Source organism: Mangrovihabitans endophyticus (genome assembly GCF_014646155.1).
Taxonomy (GTDB): Bacteria; Actinomycetota; Actinomycetes; order Mycobacteriales; family Micromonosporaceae; genus Actinoplanes; species Actinoplanes endophyticus.
Genome location: NZ_BMMX01000036.1, coordinates 42,794 through 57,177, shown reverse-complemented (window position 1 = coordinate 57,177; position 14,384 = coordinate 42,794). Strand labels below are relative to the sequence as shown.

12 protein-coding genes are annotated in these 14,384 nt (G+C 69.8%); 4 read left to right on the top strand and 8 right to left on the bottom strand.

Going from position 1 to position 14,384, the window contains the following annotated elements; translation table 11 throughout:
- Window positions 1–170: 170 nt before the first annotated feature.
- Both leuA and IEY73_RS26415 read right to left on the bottom strand, forming a co-directional pair.
- On the bottom strand, window positions 171–1,910 hold the full coding sequence (gene leuA / locus IEY73_RS26420; RefSeq protein WP_189082026.1) for a 2-isopropylmalate synthase: 1,740 nt from the start codon (window positions 1,908–1,910) through the stop codon (window positions 171–173).
- Between the two features lie 182 nt (window positions 1,911–2,092).
- Entirely contained in the window at window positions 2,093–2,902 is an 810-nt protein-coding gene (locus tag IEY73_RS26415) for a hypothetical protein (protein ID WP_229716175.1), read from the bottom strand.
- A gap of 158 nt (window positions 2,903–3,060) precedes the next feature.
- Here IEY73_RS26415 and IEY73_RS26410 point away from each other — a divergent pair, with 158 nt between their 5' ends.
- The 3 genes from IEY73_RS26410 (at window position 3,061) to IEY73_RS26400 (ending at window position 6,669) form a co-directional block, all read left to right on the top strand.
- Window positions 3,061–4,326: an aspartate kinase gene (locus IEY73_RS26410; RefSeq protein ID WP_189082025.1), complete on the top strand. Its 1,266-nt coding sequence runs from the start codon at window positions 3,061–3,063 to the stop codon at window positions 4,324–4,326.
- Window positions 4,327–4,334: 8 nt separating this feature from the next.
- A complete protein-coding gene (locus IEY73_RS26405; protein ID WP_189082024.1) occupies window positions 4,335–5,393 on the top strand; it encodes an aspartate-semialdehyde dehydrogenase in 1,059 nt (352 codons plus the stop codon).
- A gap of 136 nt (window positions 5,394–5,529) precedes the next feature.
- Window positions 5,530–6,669: a glycoside hydrolase family 19 protein gene (locus IEY73_RS26400; RefSeq protein WP_189082023.1), complete on the top strand. Its 1,140-nt coding sequence runs from the start codon at window positions 5,530–5,532 to the stop codon at window positions 6,667–6,669.
- Between the two features lie 66 nt (window positions 6,670–6,735).
- Here IEY73_RS26400 and IEY73_RS26395 read toward each other — a convergent pair whose 3' ends face one another.
- Complete coding sequence (locus IEY73_RS26395) at window positions 6,736–7,035, bottom strand: hypothetical protein (protein ID WP_189082022.1); 300 nt, start codon at window positions 7,033–7,035, stop codon at window positions 6,736–6,738.
- 194 nt (window positions 7,036–7,229) lie between these two features.
- On the opposite strand from IEY73_RS26395, the gene IEY73_RS26390 reads away from it, so the two are divergent.
- On the top strand, window positions 7,230–7,754 hold the full coding sequence (locus IEY73_RS26390) for an orotate phosphoribosyltransferase (RefSeq protein WP_189082021.1): 525 nt from the start codon (window positions 7,230–7,232) through the stop codon (window positions 7,752–7,754).
- On the opposite strand, the gene cutA is transcribed toward IEY73_RS26390, so the two are convergent.
- From cutA to IEY73_RS26365, 5 genes are all read right to left on the bottom strand, one after another.
- Complete coding sequence (gene cutA, locus IEY73_RS26385; RefSeq protein WP_189082020.1) at window positions 7,719–8,072, bottom strand: divalent-cation tolerance protein CutA; 354 nt, start codon at window positions 8,070–8,072, stop codon at window positions 7,719–7,721. The genes IEY73_RS26390 and cutA overlap by 36 nt on opposite strands.
- Before the next feature lie 314 nt (window positions 8,073–8,386).
- The gene (locus IEY73_RS26380) at window positions 8,387–9,466 is read right to left on the bottom strand and encodes an enolase C-terminal domain-like protein (protein ID WP_189082019.1); all 1,080 of its coding nucleotides are present in this window, start codon (window positions 9,464–9,466) and stop codon (window positions 8,387–8,389) included.
- The gene (locus tag IEY73_RS26375) at window positions 9,454–12,546 is read right to left on the bottom strand and encodes an FAD-binding and (Fe-S)-binding domain-containing protein (protein ID WP_189082018.1); all 3,093 of its coding nucleotides are present in this window, start codon (window positions 12,544–12,546) and stop codon (window positions 9,454–9,456) included. The genes IEY73_RS26380 and IEY73_RS26375 overlap by 13 nt, the downstream gene beginning before the upstream one ends.
- 280 nt (window positions 12,547–12,826) lie before the next feature.
- Entirely contained in the window at window positions 12,827–13,384 is a 558-nt protein-coding gene (locus IEY73_RS26370) for a DUF305 domain-containing protein (RefSeq protein WP_373292881.1), read from the bottom strand.
- A gap of 89 nt (window positions 13,385–13,473) precedes the next feature.
- A complete protein-coding gene (locus IEY73_RS26365) occupies window positions 13,474–14,316 on the bottom strand; it encodes a lytic polysaccharide monooxygenase (RefSeq protein ID WP_189082017.1) in 843 nt (280 codons plus the stop codon).
- Window positions 14,317–14,384 lie beyond the last annotated feature (68 nt).

The window sequence follows — 14,384 nt, the reverse complement described above, 5'->3', positions numbered from 1 at the left end:
GCGCCCGGGGGCGGGGAGCCCCGGGGCGGGGCGACGCAGGCGGCGGGGCGACGCAGGCGGCGGGGCGACGCAGGCGGCGGGGCGACGCAGGCGACGGGGCGACGCACCGGGGTGGGGCGGGCACCCCGCCGCGGGGCGGGGTGGGGTGGCTCGTCTGGCGAGTGGTGGGACTAGCGGGCTCGGTTGACGGCGCTCGTCAGGGCCTTGATGGAGGCCGTGACGATGTTCGCGTCCAGCCCGACGCCCCACACCGTGCGGTCGCCCACCTCGCACTCCACGTAGGCCGCTGCCTGCGCGTCGCCACCGGATGACAGCGCGTGCTCGGCATAGTCCAGCACCCGCACCTTGATCGCCAGGGGCTGGAGCGCTTGCACGTACGCGTCAATCGGGCCGTTGCCGACGCCGATCAGTGGACGGCGCGTGCCGCGGTGCATCACCTCGGCGTCGATTTCCACCTTGCCGTCCACCGTGGCCGTGCTGTATCGCTCGACCCGTATGATGCCGAACTGCTGGCGCTCAACCAGGTATTCGTCGGCGAAAATGTCCCACATCTGCTGCGGCGACACCTCGCCGCCGGAGGCGTCGGTGAGCTGCTGCACCACGGCGGAGAACTCGATCTGCAACCGGCGCGGCAGGTCGAGGCTGTGCTCCTCCTTCATGATGTAGGCCACGCCGCCCTTGCCGGACTGCGAGTTGACCCGGATGACCGCCTCGTAACTGCGGCCCACGTCCTTCGGGTCGATCGGGAGGTACGGCACTCCCCAGGTGAAGTTGTCGACCTCGACCCCGGCGGAGGTGGCGTCCGCCTGCAACGCGGCGAAGCCCTTCTTGATGGCGTCCTGGTGGGACCCGGAGAACGAGGTGTAGACCAGGTCGCCCACATAGGGGTGGCGTTCGTGCACCGGGAGTTGGTTGCAGTACTCCACGGTCCGCTTGATCTCGTCGATGTCCGAGAAGTCGATCATCGGGTCGATGCCCTGGGAGAACAGGTTGAGGCCCAGCGTGACCAGGTCGACGTTGCCGGTGCGTTCGCCGTTGCCGAACAGGCAGCCCTCCACCCGGTCCGCGCCCGCGAGCAGGCCCAGTTCGGCGGCGGCCACCCCGGTGCCGCGGTCGTTGTGCGGGTGCAGCGAGAGCACCAGCGACTCCCGCCGTGGCAGGTTGCGGTGCATCCATTCGATGGAGTCCGCGTACACGTTCGGGGTGGCCATCTCGACCGTGGCCGGCAGGTTGATGATCAGTGGCCGGGCCGGGGTCGGGTCGATCACGTCGATGACGGCCGAGCAGATCTCCAGCGCGTACTCCAGTTCGGTGCCGGTGTAGGACTCGGGGGAGTATTCGTAGAAGATCTCGGTGTCCGGGGTGTGGATCTCCTGGTATTTCTTGCACAGCCGGGCGGCGCTGGTGGCGATGTCGGTGATGCCGTCGGTGTCCAGGCCGAAGACCACGCGGCGTTGCAGCACCGACGTCGAGTTGTAGATGTGCACGATGGCGCGCTTGGCGCCGCGGATCGACTCGAAGGTGCGGTCGATCAGGCGCTCCCGGCACTGCACGAGTACCTGGATGGTCACGTCGTCGGGGATCAGGTCCTGCTCGATCAGTTGCCGCACGAAGTCGAAATCGGTCTGGCTGGCGGCCGGGAAGCCGACCTCGATCTCCTTGTAGCCCATCTGCACGAGCAGCGTGAACATGCGCCGCTTGCGCTCCGGGGACATCGGGTCGATCAGGGCCTGATTGCCGTCGCGCAGGTCGACGGCGCACCAGCGGGGCGCGGCCTCGATGCGCCGGCTCGGCCACTGCCGATCGGGCACGTCGACGGCGAACTGTTGGTGATAAGGCGTGTAACGCCGGAACGGCATCGCGCTGGGGCGCTGCCGGGCAATCGGGTTGTGCTGCTGGTCAGTGGACATGCGGATGCTCCTGAGAAGGCGAAACCGGTGAGGCGGCGCGCATCAACTCCGCGACGAGGTGCCGACCTGGAATGGGGCCTCGTCGCGGCAACGAAGGAGGAGTGCCTGCCACATGTCGTCCACGACCCTACGTGATCGGTGAATGCACCGCTAACGGTATGCCCGGATGGTGGGACCCCGATTCAGGCCGCCGGGGCCGACGCGGCGGACGCCGACGGCTCCGGCGGTGGGGGCGGGGGGCTGGCCATGCCCATCGCGTCGCCGTCCACCACCGGGCCCGGCATCGGCACGGTGGCCGGTGCGGGCGCCGGGTCGGCCGCCAGGCGCACCGTTCCGGATTCCACGCGCGCCGCGGTGAGCAGCCCGTCGGCGGCGTAGCAATAGATCCCGACGTCCACGGCGGCGGACAGCGAAGCGGAGATCGAGTCGATGGAGAAGCAGGTGCCGCGGGAGCCCTTGAGCGGTGTGGTGGCGGTGACGGACAGCGCCGACTGCCGGTCGGTGAAGACGTCCAGCCACTGCCGGAAGACCCGTTCGATCTTCGGGTCGTACTCGGCCGGCACCCGTTCGCCTTGGTCCGCCACGCGTACGCAGGTCGGGGTGACCGGATTCGCGGTGGAGGACAGGCTGCACTGGAAGACACCCTGGGAATTGGAGACGATCGCCACGTCGGCGGTGCCGCCGAGCGCGCCCTTGGCCACGTCCACCCGCCAGCTCCCGTCCCGCGCGACGGTGGCGACAAGCGCGCGCTTGTCCCGTCCCGGGGCGGTGTAGTCGTAGAGCGCGGCGAACCGGTGGTCCTCCGCGGCGGCGGCCAGCGCGGCGAGGTCGGCGCGGGCCGCGGAGCCGTCCGGCGGCACCGACGCGTCGGCCGAGGGCTCGGCGGGGCCGTGCGTTGGCGACTGGTCATCGCCGCAGGCCGCGGCGGATCCGACGAGCATGACGGCGGCGAACGCGGACAAACCACGACGTACGGCGGGGTGAGGGCGCACCGAGCCATTCTCGCCGCATACCCGGCGGTGCACCGTCGGCGGCGGGCGGCGTGTCGCGCTCCACATGCCGGAATCTGGGATCGCCTGTCGGAGTGCCTGCTCGCCGCGGCTAGGCTGATCCGGGTCGTCGTCGGGTCCGTAGAGAGGGGTTGCCTGCCGTGGCGCTGGTGGTGCAGAAGTACGGCGGTTCGTCCGTTGCCACGGCGGAGCGGATCAAACGGGTGGCGGAACGCATCGTGGCCGCACGTAAGGCGGGCGACGACGTCGTCGTCGTGGTGTCGGCGATGGGCGACACCACGGACGAGCTGTTGGACCTGGCGAACCAGGTGAGCCCCCTGCCGCCCGGTCGCGAACTGGACATGCTGCTCACCTCCGGCGAGCGCATCTCGATGGCGCTGCTGGCGATGGCGATCCACAACCTGGGATACGAAGCGCGGTCCTATACCGGCTCGCAGGCCGGCGTGCTGACCACCTCGGTGCATGGCAAGGCGCGCATCATCGACGTGACGCCGGGGCGGCTGCGGACCGCGCTGGACGAGGGCGCGATCACCATCGTGGCCGGGTTCCAGGGCGTTTCCCAGGACACCAAGGACATCACCACGCTGGGCCGGGGCGGCTCGGACACGACGGCGGTCGCGCTTGCCGCGGCTCTGCACGCGGACGTCTGCGAGATCTACACCGACGTGGACGGTGTCTTCACCGCCGACCCGCGCATCGTGCCGGATGCCCGGCATATCAAGCAGATCACCTACGAGGAGATGCTTGAGCTCGCCGCGGGGGGCGCGAAGGTGCTCATGCTGCGATGCGTGGAGTACGCCCGGCGCTTCAAGGTGCCGATCCACGTACGCTCGTCGTACTCGAACAAAGAAGGCACGCTCGTCACCGGCTCGATGGAGGACCCGGACGTGGAACAAGCACTGATCACCGGGGTCGCCCACGATCGCAGCGAGGCGAAGATCACGATCGTCGGCGTGCCGGACGAGCCGGGCGCGGCCGGTCGCATCTTCGAGACCGTTGCCCTGGCCGAGATCAACATCGACATGATCGTGCAGAACGTGTCGACCGAGGGCACCGGGCGTACGGACATCTCCTTCACCCTGCCCAAGTCCGACGGCGTCACCGCGATGGCCGCGCTGGACAAGATCAAAGAGCAGATCAAGTTCAAGAGCCTGCTCTTCGACGACCATGTCGGCAAGGTGTCGCTGATCGGCGCCGGCATGCGCTCGCACCCCGGCGTGGCCGCCTCGTTCTTCGCCTGCATCGGCGAGGCCGGCGTCAACATCGAGATGATCTCCACATCGGAGATCCGGGTGTCCGTGGTGTGCCGCGACAGCGACCTCGACACGGCGGTCCGGGCCGTGCACGACCAGTTCGAGCTGGGCGGCAGCGAGCAGGCGGTGGTCTACGCGGGCACCGGGCGGTAAGCGCGCCGATGGCGCAGCCCACGCTCGCCGTCGTCGGCGCCGACCGTCCCGTCGGCACCGTGATGCGGGAGCTGCTTTCCTCCCGCCGCAACGTCTGGGGCGAGGTTCGTCTCGTCTCCCTGGATCCCGCGGCGGGGGTGTCCCTGCCGTGCCGTGGCGTGGACGTCCCGGTGTCGCCGGTGGCACCCGAAATCTTCGACGGCGTCGACGTGGCGATCTTCGACGTACCGGAACCGGCGGCCGAATACTGGGCGCCGGTGGCGGTGGAGCGCGGCGTGACGGTGGTGGACGGCTCGGCGGCGTTCCGCATGGCGCCGGACGTCCCGCTGGTGGTGCCCGAGGTGAACCGGCAGGCGGTGCGGCGCCGCCCCCGCGGCATCGTGTCCGGGGCGAACTGCACGACCACCTCGATGCTCATGGCCGTCGCACCCCTGCATCACGAGTACGGCCTGCGCGAACTCACCCTGGCGTCGTACCAAGCGGTGTCCGGGGCGGGACAGGTCGGAGTGGACGTCCTGCACGACCAGATCAGCAAGCTGGCCGGCGACCGGACCCTCGGCTCACGGCCCGGTGACGTACGACAAGCGGTGGGTGACGATCTCGGCCCGTTCCGGGCTCCGATGGCGCTCAACGTGGTGCCCTGGATCGGCGATCTCACCGACGGCGGATGGTCGTCGGAGGAACGGGAGATGCGCAACGAGTCGCGCAAGATCCTGGGCCTGCCGGACCTGAAGGTCTCCGCCACCTGCGTGCGGGTGCCGGTGGTGACCGGGCATTCGATCGCGGTGCACGCGGTCTTCGGCGCGGAGCTGAGCGCGGACGAGGCGCGCAAGGTGCTGCGTAACGCGCCAGGGGTGATCCTGGTGGACGATCCGGAGGCCGACGAGTTCCCGATGCCGGTCGACGCGGTGGGCACCGACCCGTCCTGGGTGGGTCGCATCCGCCGGGCCATGGACGACCCGCGCGCCTTGGACTTCTTCGTGACCGGGGACAACATGCGCAAGGGTTCGGCACTCAACACGGTGCAGATCGCGGAGTTGGTGGCGATGGAGTCGGAGCGACGCTGATTCGCGAAATGTGTCCGCCCCATGCTCGAAAGTCCATAAATTCTTAAACTTTCTTTACAGCGATTGACCGAGGCGTTTGGGTTGGGTTGAGTGAATTCCCCTACCTCATCCCCGAACCATCGAGAGGTTGATCCCCATGCCGAGAAAGCGCCTCCTGACGCTTGCGGTCGCGGCAGGTGTCGCCGTGGCGGGTGCCGCGGCGGCCGTGCTGCCCATGACGGTGTCCAACGCCGCCGCGGCCTGTGCCGCGGCGTACGACAGCAACGCCGTCTACACCGGCGGCATGCAGGTGTCCTACCAGAGCCACAACTGGACGGCGAAGTGGTGGACGCAGCACGAAACCCCGAGCACCGGTGGCTCCGGAGTGTGGCAGGACGACGGCACGTGCGGCGACGGTTCCGGCGGTGGCAACTCGGGCGGCGGCAACTCGGGCGGTGGCAACTCGGGCGGCGGAGCGTGTGACTACCCGGCATGGGCGGCGGGCACCTATTACCCGGCCGGTGCCGTGGTGCGTTACACCGACGGCAACTACTACCGCGCCGAGCACGAGAATCCGGGCTACGACCCGGTGATCAGCACGTGGTACTGGGAGCCGTTCTCGTGTGACGGCGGCGGATCGACCACCCCGCCACCCAGCGGCGGCGGAGGCGACAGCAGCGGGTTCCCGGTCTCCGAGGCGCAGTTCAACCAGATGTTCCCGAACCGGATCGCGTTCTACTCGTACGCGGGACTGATCGACGCGATCGGCAAGTTCCCGGCGTTCACCACCACCGGCAGTGAGACCGTGCGCAAGCAGGAAGCTGCGGCGTTCCTGGCGAACATCAACCACGAATCCGGCGGACTGGTCTATGTGGAGGAGCTGAACCAGGCCAACTGGCCGCTCTACTGCGATCAGAGCCAGCCGTACGGCTGCCCGGCCGGCCAGTCCGCATACCACGGCCGTGGGCCGATTCAGCTGAGCTGGAACTTCAACTACAAGGCCGCCGGCGACGCCCTCGGCATCGACCTGCTGAACAATCCGGACCGGGTCAAGAACGAGGCGTCGGTCGCCTACCAGACCGCGGTCTGGTACTGGATGACCCAGCGTGGTCCGGGCACGATGACGCCGCACGACGCGATGGTCAACGGTCGCGGATTCGGCGAGACGATCCGCAGCATCAACGGCTCGCTGGAGTGCAATGGCGGCAACCCGGCGCAGGTGCAGAGCCGGGTGGACGCGTACAACCGGTTCACCTCGATCCTGGGCGTCGCCCCGGGTGGCAACCTGTCCTGCTGAGACGACGCGCCTCGCACGACGCACGAGGGGGGGGGCCGCCGCGGCGCCCCCACCCCTCGTCTGGTTTCACAGGGCGAGCTGTGGCCGGGACGGGATGCCGACCACGGGCGGCGCGGACTCCGGCGGTGGCAACTGGTGCGGCACGTGATAGCTCGGCAGCATCATCGATTCGACCGCCGGCGCGACCGTCGGCTTGTCGTGCAACTGGATCAAGCGGGCCGCGCGAGCCAGCGAGCCGGTCTCGCCGTCGCGGAAGCCCTCCCGGTATCCCTTTTCATAACGTTCGCCGCGGCCCAGAGCCCGGCCGATGGCAAAGCACGACGTCCCGGCGAGGGTCAGCAGAAAGAGCAAAGCGAAGGGTGTCACGTCGGATCCTTTCTGGAGCTCTGTGAGCCGTAAAGTACGCCAAACCGGACAAACGGCTCGTGAATTGTCGAATTCACAACACGAACGGGTGATCCATCGGCGTTCGCCGGTGCGGACCGGCATTCCGCAGCGACGGGCTTCTTTGGCGGGGCCGGTGCCATCGCCCGCTCGACGGCCTGACAGGCTGTCACCTTGTGACAGATTCCGACCTCGCGCGGCGGGTCCGCGACGTGAGCCGGCTGACCGGTCAGTTCGTACTGCGCTCCGGCCGGACCGCCACCGAATATTTCGACAAGTATCAGTTCGAATCCGACCCGGTGCTGCTGGACCGGCTCGCCGAGCAGATGGCCGTGCTGATCCCGGACGGGACCGAGGTGCTGGCCGGCCTGGAGATGGGCGGCATCGCCGTGGTCACCGCACTCGGCCGGCACGCCGGTCTGCCCTGCGCCTTCGTCCGTAAGCAGGCCAAGCAGTACGGCACGGCCCGCCTGGCCGAGGGTGCCGAGGTGGCCGGGCGACGGGTTCTCGTGGTCGAGGACGTGGTCACCTCCGGCGGCCAGGTCGTCATCTCCACCGGCGAGCTGCGCAAGCTGGGCGCCCATGTGGACCATGCCCTGTGCGTCATCGACCGCCAGGAAGGCGGCGTCGCGGCGCTGAACGCCGAGGGCATCGCCCTGCGCGCGCTACTGACCCGCGCCGACCTCGAAGCCGCCGTCTGAGGTCTCGTCCAACACCCATTTGCGGTACGCCGGATTGGCGGCCACGATCGGCAACGCGATGACGCACGGCACGTCATAGGGATGCTCCCGATCCGTGCGTTGCACGATGCGCTCGACCAGCGAGGCGCGAGTGTGCAGGGCGACGCGGGCCTCCGGGTCGTCCTGCATGGCGCCGTCCCACCGGTAGATCGAGCGGATCGCCGGCGTCTGATGCCCGCACGCGGCGAGCCGTTCCTCGACGAGACGTCGAGTGAATCCGGCCAGCCACTCGGCGTCGTCGGCGGTGATCACCACTTCGCAGATCTCGTTGTCGCTCATCGCTCGCAGTGTCCCACCCCTGGTCGCAGTGCTCGCGCGTCACGGCGAGAAATCCCGGGGCGGAATCCTCAGGATCGCGGCCGTGATGCCGACGCATAGGGCCACAGCGAAGGGAGGTGGCGTCACATCCGACATACCAGCGGGCGGTCGGCGAAGCGCAGCAGGTCCGGTGATGCGGCCACCGGAGGTGACGGCGTCAGCGATCCGCCCGAGATCGTCGGTATTACCGCGACACTGACCGGCCGAGGGGCCGGAGGACGGATCATGGGACGAGGGCCACCCCGCGACGGGGGTGGCCCTCGTGATCGTTTCGGTCACTGCACTCGCCACTTCTCGGCGTCGGCGCGCCGGAACGCGTAACCGTTGCCCGGTGCGTCCCGATGCGGCGTGACGCGTCCGCCGATCGGCGTGGCGGCATCGGCGAACAGCATTGTCTCGATGCGCGCGTGATCGTGGAACCACTCCAGGTGCCGCATGTTCGGCGTGGCGGCGGCCACCGCGAGGTGCTGATGCGGCGCGCAGTGCCCGGAGACCTCCAGACCGTGCGCCGCCGCCACCGCCGCCGCCCGCTGAAACTCGGTGATGCCACCGCAGCGGGTGACGTCGATCTGAAGACAGTCCACGTGCGGCGCCATCCGCGCGAAATAGACCAGATCGTAGCCGTACTCGCCGGCCGCCACGTCCGGGCGCACCGCATCGCGCACCTGACCCAGGCCCGCCAGGTCGTCCGAGCTGACCGGCTCCTCGAACCATCGCACGTCCAAGTCGGCGGCCGTCCGCATGACCCGGATGGCCTGCTTGCGCGCGTAACCGCCATTGGCGTCGACGTACAGCTCGGCGTCCCCGATGGTCTTGCGGGCGGCCGCCATCCGGGCCAGGTCCCGGCCGGTGTCGGCTCCCCAGGATTCGCCGATCTTGATTTTGACCCGGGGGATGCCCTGCTCGTGCACCCACCCGGCGAGCTGGGCGTGCTGCCGGTCCGCGTCGTAGGTGGTGAAGCCGCCGCTGCCGTACACCTCGACGACCGCCCGTGCTCCGCCGAGCAGTCGGGCCAGCGGCAGGCCGTGACGCCGGGCCTTGAGGTCCCACAGGGCGTTGTCCACCGCAGACAAGGCCATGCCGGCCACCCCGGGGCGCCCCGCGTTACGGATCCGGCGCTGCATGGCCAGCCACGCCGCGGGCACGTCGTCGGGGTCGGCGTCGGTGACCACGTCGGCGAGCATGCCGGTGATGATCTGCGCGGCGACGGCCGGGGCGTACGTCCAGCCGATCCCGGTCACGCCGTCCGCGCTCGCCTCGGCCAGCACCAGCGTGGTGCTTGACCAGGCGAGCGTGCCGTCTCCCTCGGGAGCGTCGGTCGGAATCGTGTACGCCGTGGCGGTCAGCGTGACCATGAGCGCCACCCCCGTACGGCCGCCCAGCACAGCGTGGCTGCGGCGGCGCCGAGCGTCGCGACGGTCAGTCCCGCGACCGCGCCGGAGGGTGCCGAGGGGCGCCGCGCCCAGCGATGCTCGGGCACCCCGTGGCCGTCGTCGTCGTGCAGGCCGGCGCGCAGCAACTCGGCCAGGTGCATGCCGCAACGGCCCGCGGCCTCGCTTTGCTCGACCTGCGTGCGGCAACTGAAGCCATCGGCCAGGATCACGTCGTCGTCCGCGGCGCCGCGCACGGCGGGCAGCAGCACACGTTCCGCGCACGCCTCGCTCACCTCGTAGTGGCCCTCCTCGAAGCCGAAGTTGCCGGCCAGGCCGCAACAACCCGAGTCGAGGACGTCGGCCTGCACCCCGGCGGCGGACAGGACCGCGCGATCGGCGTCGAATCCCATGACGGCGTGCTGGTGACAGTGCGTCTGGATGTGCGCGGTCCGTGGGATCCGCGGCGGCTGCCACCCGTCGCTGTGCCGATGCAGCAGCTCGGCGAGGGTGACGGTCTGCCGCTTCAACCGCTGCACGTCCTGGTCGTCCGGGAAGAGTTCCTCGGCGTCGCCGCGGAACACCGCCGTGCAGCTCGGTTCCAGGCCCAGCACGAGGGTGCCGGCCCGCAGATGCGGACGCAGCACGGCGACGGTACGCATGAGAATCCGCTTGGCAGTGTCGAGCTGACCGGTGGAGATCCACGTGAGCCCGCAACAGACCGGCTGCTCGGGCACGATCACCCGCCAGCCGGCGTCCTCCACCACCTCGACCGCCGACTCGGCGATGGCCGGGTCGAAATTGTTGGTGAAGGTGTCCGGCCACAGCACCACGTCGCCGCGTTCACCCGTGCCGGTGGGTGTCCGACGGGCGAACCACTCCTGAAAGGTCCGCGGCGCGAACACCGGCACCTCGCGGCGCACGTCCACCCCCGCCGCCTTCTTCGCCACCCGGGACAACCCGGGCGCGTGCGTCAGCGCGTTGGCCAGGCGCGGCGCGGTGCGGGACACCAGGGCGGCGGCCAGCGGAAGCCAGCCCATCGAATAGTGCGTACGCGGTCGCACCCGTCCCTCGTAGTGGTGGGACAGGAACTCCGCCTTGTACGTTGCCATGTCCACGTCGACCGGGCAGTCCGCCTTGCAGCCCTTGCAGGCCAGGCACAGGTCGAGGGCGTCGTTGACCGCGTCGGAGCGCCAGCCGTCCGCGATGGCTCCGCCCCGCGCGCCCCCGTCGAGCATCTCGAACAGCAACCGGGCCCGGCCACGGGTGGAGTGCTCCTCCTCCCGGGTGGCCATGTAGGACGGGCACATCACGCCGCCCGAGTGGCGACGGCACTTGCCCACGCCCACGCATCGCAGCACGGCTCTGCCGAAGCTGCCGTCGTCGTGCGGGTACTGGAAGTGGGTCTCGCCGGTGGTGTGCCGGTAGTCGGTGCCCAGCCGCAGGTTGCTGTCCAGCGGGTATGGCGCGACCACCTTGCCGGGGTTCATCCGGTTGTCCGGGTCGAAGATCGCCTTGAACTGGCCGAACGCCCGGACCAGATCGTCGCCGAACATCTTCGGCAGCAACTCGCCGCGGGCCTGTCCGTCGCCGTGCTCGCCGGAGAGCGAACCGCCGTAGCGCACCACGAGATCGGCGGCGCGTTCCAGGAAGGAGCGGAACGCCGCGATACCGTCGGGGTTCACCAGGTCGAACGGGATGCGCGTGTGCACACAGCCCTGCCCGAAGTGGCCGTAGAGGGACGCCTGCTGGTAGCCGTATTCCTGGTACAGCGTGAGCAGGTCGCGAAGGTAGTCGCCGAGCCGCTCGGGGGCGACCGCGGAGTCCTCCCAGCCCGGCCAGGTGTCCGCCATGCCGGAGACCCGGGCGGTGGCTCCGAGGCCGGATTCGCGCACCGCCCAGAGCCGTTTCTCCAGCTCCGGGTCGTCGAAGAGCAGCACGTCCTTGTCCTCGCGCCCGCGGTCGATGCCGGCCAGCATGCGTGATGCGGCCGCGTCGGCCTCGTCCTTGGTGTCGCCGCCGAACTGTACGAGCAGGAACGCGTCGCCGTCCGGCAGGTTCTCCAGGCCCCGCGGGTTGAGATCCTTGCGCTTCTCGAATCCGATGAGCCTGCTGTCGATGCCTTCCAAGGCGATCGGTTCGTACGGCAGGAGGGACGGCACCGCGTCGGCCGAGGCGGCCACGTCGGAGTAGCCGAGCACGACCAGGGTGCGATGTTTGACGACCGGGACCAGGCGTAGCCGTGCCCGCAGCACGGTCACGAGGGTGCCTTCGCTGCCCACCAGCGCCTTGGCCACGTGGAACTGCTGTTCCGGCAGGAGACTGTCCAGGTTGTACCCGGAGACCCGGCGCGGTATCTGCGGATAGTCGGTGCGCAACTGTCCCAGGTACGCGTCGCGCAACTCGCGCAACTGCCGGTAGATCTCGGCCTTGCGGCCGCCGTCCGCGATGATCCGTGCGTACTCGTCGTCCGAGGTCTCGCCGACCCACATGCGGGTGCCGTCGTAGAGCAGCACCTCCAACTCGACGACGTTGTCGACCACCTTGCCGGTGCGCTGAGCAGTCGCGCCGCACGAGTTGTTGCCGATCATGCCGCCGAGCGTGCAGTGGTTGTGGGTGGCCGGTTCCGGGCCGTACTCCAGACCGGTCGGTTCCAGTTGCTGGTTGAGGATGTCCAGCACGATGCCCGGCTCGACCACGCAGGTGTGGCCGTCGCGGTCCACATCGGACACCCGGTGGCAGTACTTGGACCAGTCGATGACGACCGCGGTGTTGGTGCATTCCCCGGCCAGGCTGGTGCCGCCGCCGCGCGAGGTGATCGGAGCTCCGTAACGGCGGCACACCGCCACCGCCGCGACGCCAGCCTCGACGGTGCGCGGCAGCACCACGCCGATCGGCACCTGGCGATAGTTGGAGGCGTCGGTGGAGTAGGCACCCCGCGACCCGGCGTCGAAGCGGACCTCGCCGTCCACCTCGCCGGCCAGGTCGCGGGCCAGGCCGGCGACGTCGATGTCGCCGGCGTCCGGGATGCGGGTGACCGGATCGGGCAGTTCGACCGCGGTCATGCGCGCCTCCTCGTGTCGTGGAAGTCCGAGACGCTGCTCACCTACCCGCGCCCGGCGGGTGCAAACGAAGCTGTGAGTGTCGATCGAGGTCGATTGCACCAAGCAAAGGTTGCGTATCGCACGGAAATGCGTCCGGCCGGCCCGCGGGGACGGGCCGGCCGGAGGGGCACGGGCGGTGCCGTTCCGGGGGACGGAAGGGGAACGCGGCGCCCGCGGGGTGCCGCGCCGACGGCCGGGAACGGGTCCCGGCCGGGGGATTCCGGCGCGGCATCGAGGTGGATCAGGTGTTCATCATGGTCAACATCTGCTTGATCTGGTCGGTGCGGGACGCCCGCACGCGTTCGGCGAAGGACTTGGCCTGCGCGTTCACCCCGCCCGTGGTCTCCATCTGCGCCATTTCCACGGCGTTGTGCTGGTGTGCCACGAACAGGTTGAGGAAGTCCGTTTCGAACTCGGCACCCTTGGCCTTCTTCAGGGCGGCGATCTCCTCCGGCCCGGTGGCTGGCAGCCCACCGTGGTCGGCGTGCAGGCTCGGCGCATCGTCCACCTCTGTGGGCTTGCCCCACGAAGTGAGCCACGACTTCATCAGCGTCACCTCGTCGGACTGGGTGGCGTCCACGGCCTTCGCCAGGATGCGCACGTCGTCGCTGTCCGCATGCGACTCGGCCAGCCGCGCCATCTCCAGGCCCTGCTCGTGGTGCGCGACCATCATCTGCAGGTACATCACATCGGTGTCGTTGTGCGCGCCGTCCGCCGCGACCGACGCGGTGACCGCGGTGGCCTGCTGCGCATCGGTGGCGGTTGCGGTGCCGCACCCGCCGAGCAGCGCGCCGCACAGGGCCAGTGCGAGAGCCGGGGCCAGTGCGAGAGCCGGGGTCAGCGCCAGGGCCGGGGTCGCGTGGCGGTTGCGCACAGCGGGAGCCCCCCTCACAGCGGGAGCCACAGCGCGGCGGTGTAGATCGACGGCTCCCAGCTCCGGATCGACGAGTGGGCCTGCCGGCAGCGGTAGGTCTTGCCCTGGTAGGTCACCTCGTCACCGGCGCGGTAGGCCACGCCCGGCGCCCACGGCGTACCGTCCGCCGCTGGCGGGTCGGCGGTGGGGGCGGTGGTGGCCGGCGGTTCGGTCGCCGGGCTGGACGTCGCTGGCGGGTCCGCCGGGGGTGTGGTCGGCGCGGTCGTCGGCGGCTCGGTGGCCGGTGGCTCGGTGGCCGGCGGTGTGGTCGGCTCGCTGGTCGGCGGGGTGTCCCCGCCGTCGCCGTCCCCGCCGACCCGAAGGTCGATGCAGCTATAGAACGCGTTCGCGGTGTCCGCGATGTTCCACACCGCGAGCACCGTGCGCCGACCGGGGAAGGCGCTGAGGTCGACGTCGTGCGTCACCACCGCGTCCGGCTGCGCATCGTTGCCGTCCACCGTGGCCACCTTGGTGCCGCCGATGAAGTATTCCCAGTCGCTGGTCCGGTGGCGCGCGGTCATCACCCAGGTGAAGGTGACCTTCGAGCCGACCGCCTTGGCCGGCCAGTCACGACTCTCATCGGAGAGCACCGAGAACTGTGCCAGGCCGCCGTCGCAGGATTTCAGTCCCTTGGGACCCTCGACGCTCTGCGGCTCGAACTGGATCTGACCGCAGTCCGGCACCGCTCCGGCGGCGCACAGGGCCTGTCGGCTCGGTGGCGCGGAGACGTAGCCGTGGGCGAGCGCCGGGGATGCCACGGCGAGGGTCGACCCGACTGCTCCGAGTGCCACCAGCGGATAAGCGATGGACCTGCGCATTGTTCGGCTCTCCTCACGTGTCGTCCGGTTCGTACCGAGAGGACCGTAACGACGCTTTCCATAAGGGA

Coding starts and splice junctions, on each gene's coding strand:
- leuA (WP_189082026.1), bottom strand. CDS start 1,910: ATGTCCACTGACCAGCAGCACAACCCGATTGCCCGGCAGCGCCCCAGC.
- IEY73_RS26405 (WP_189082024.1), top strand. CDS start 4,335: ATGGCGCAGCCCACGCTCGCCGTCGTCGGCGCCGACCGTCCCGTCGGC.
- IEY73_RS26400 (WP_189082023.1), top strand. CDS start 5,530: ATGCCGAGAAAGCGCCTCCTGACGCTTGCGGTCGCGGCAGGTGTCGCC.
- cutA (WP_189082020.1), bottom strand. CDS start 8,072: ATGAGCGACAACGAGATCTGCGAAGTGGTGATCACCGCCGACGACGCC.
- IEY73_RS26380 (WP_189082019.1), bottom strand. CDS start 9,466: ATGGTCACGCTGACCGCCACGGCGTACACGATTCCGACCGACGCTCCC.
- IEY73_RS26375 (WP_189082018.1), bottom strand. CDS start 12,546: ATGACCGCGGTCGAACTGCCCGATCCGGTCACCCGCATCCCGGACGCC.
- IEY73_RS26365 (WP_189082017.1), bottom strand. CDS start 14,316: ATGCGCAGGTCCATCGCTTATCCGCTGGTGGCACTCGGAGCAGTCGGG.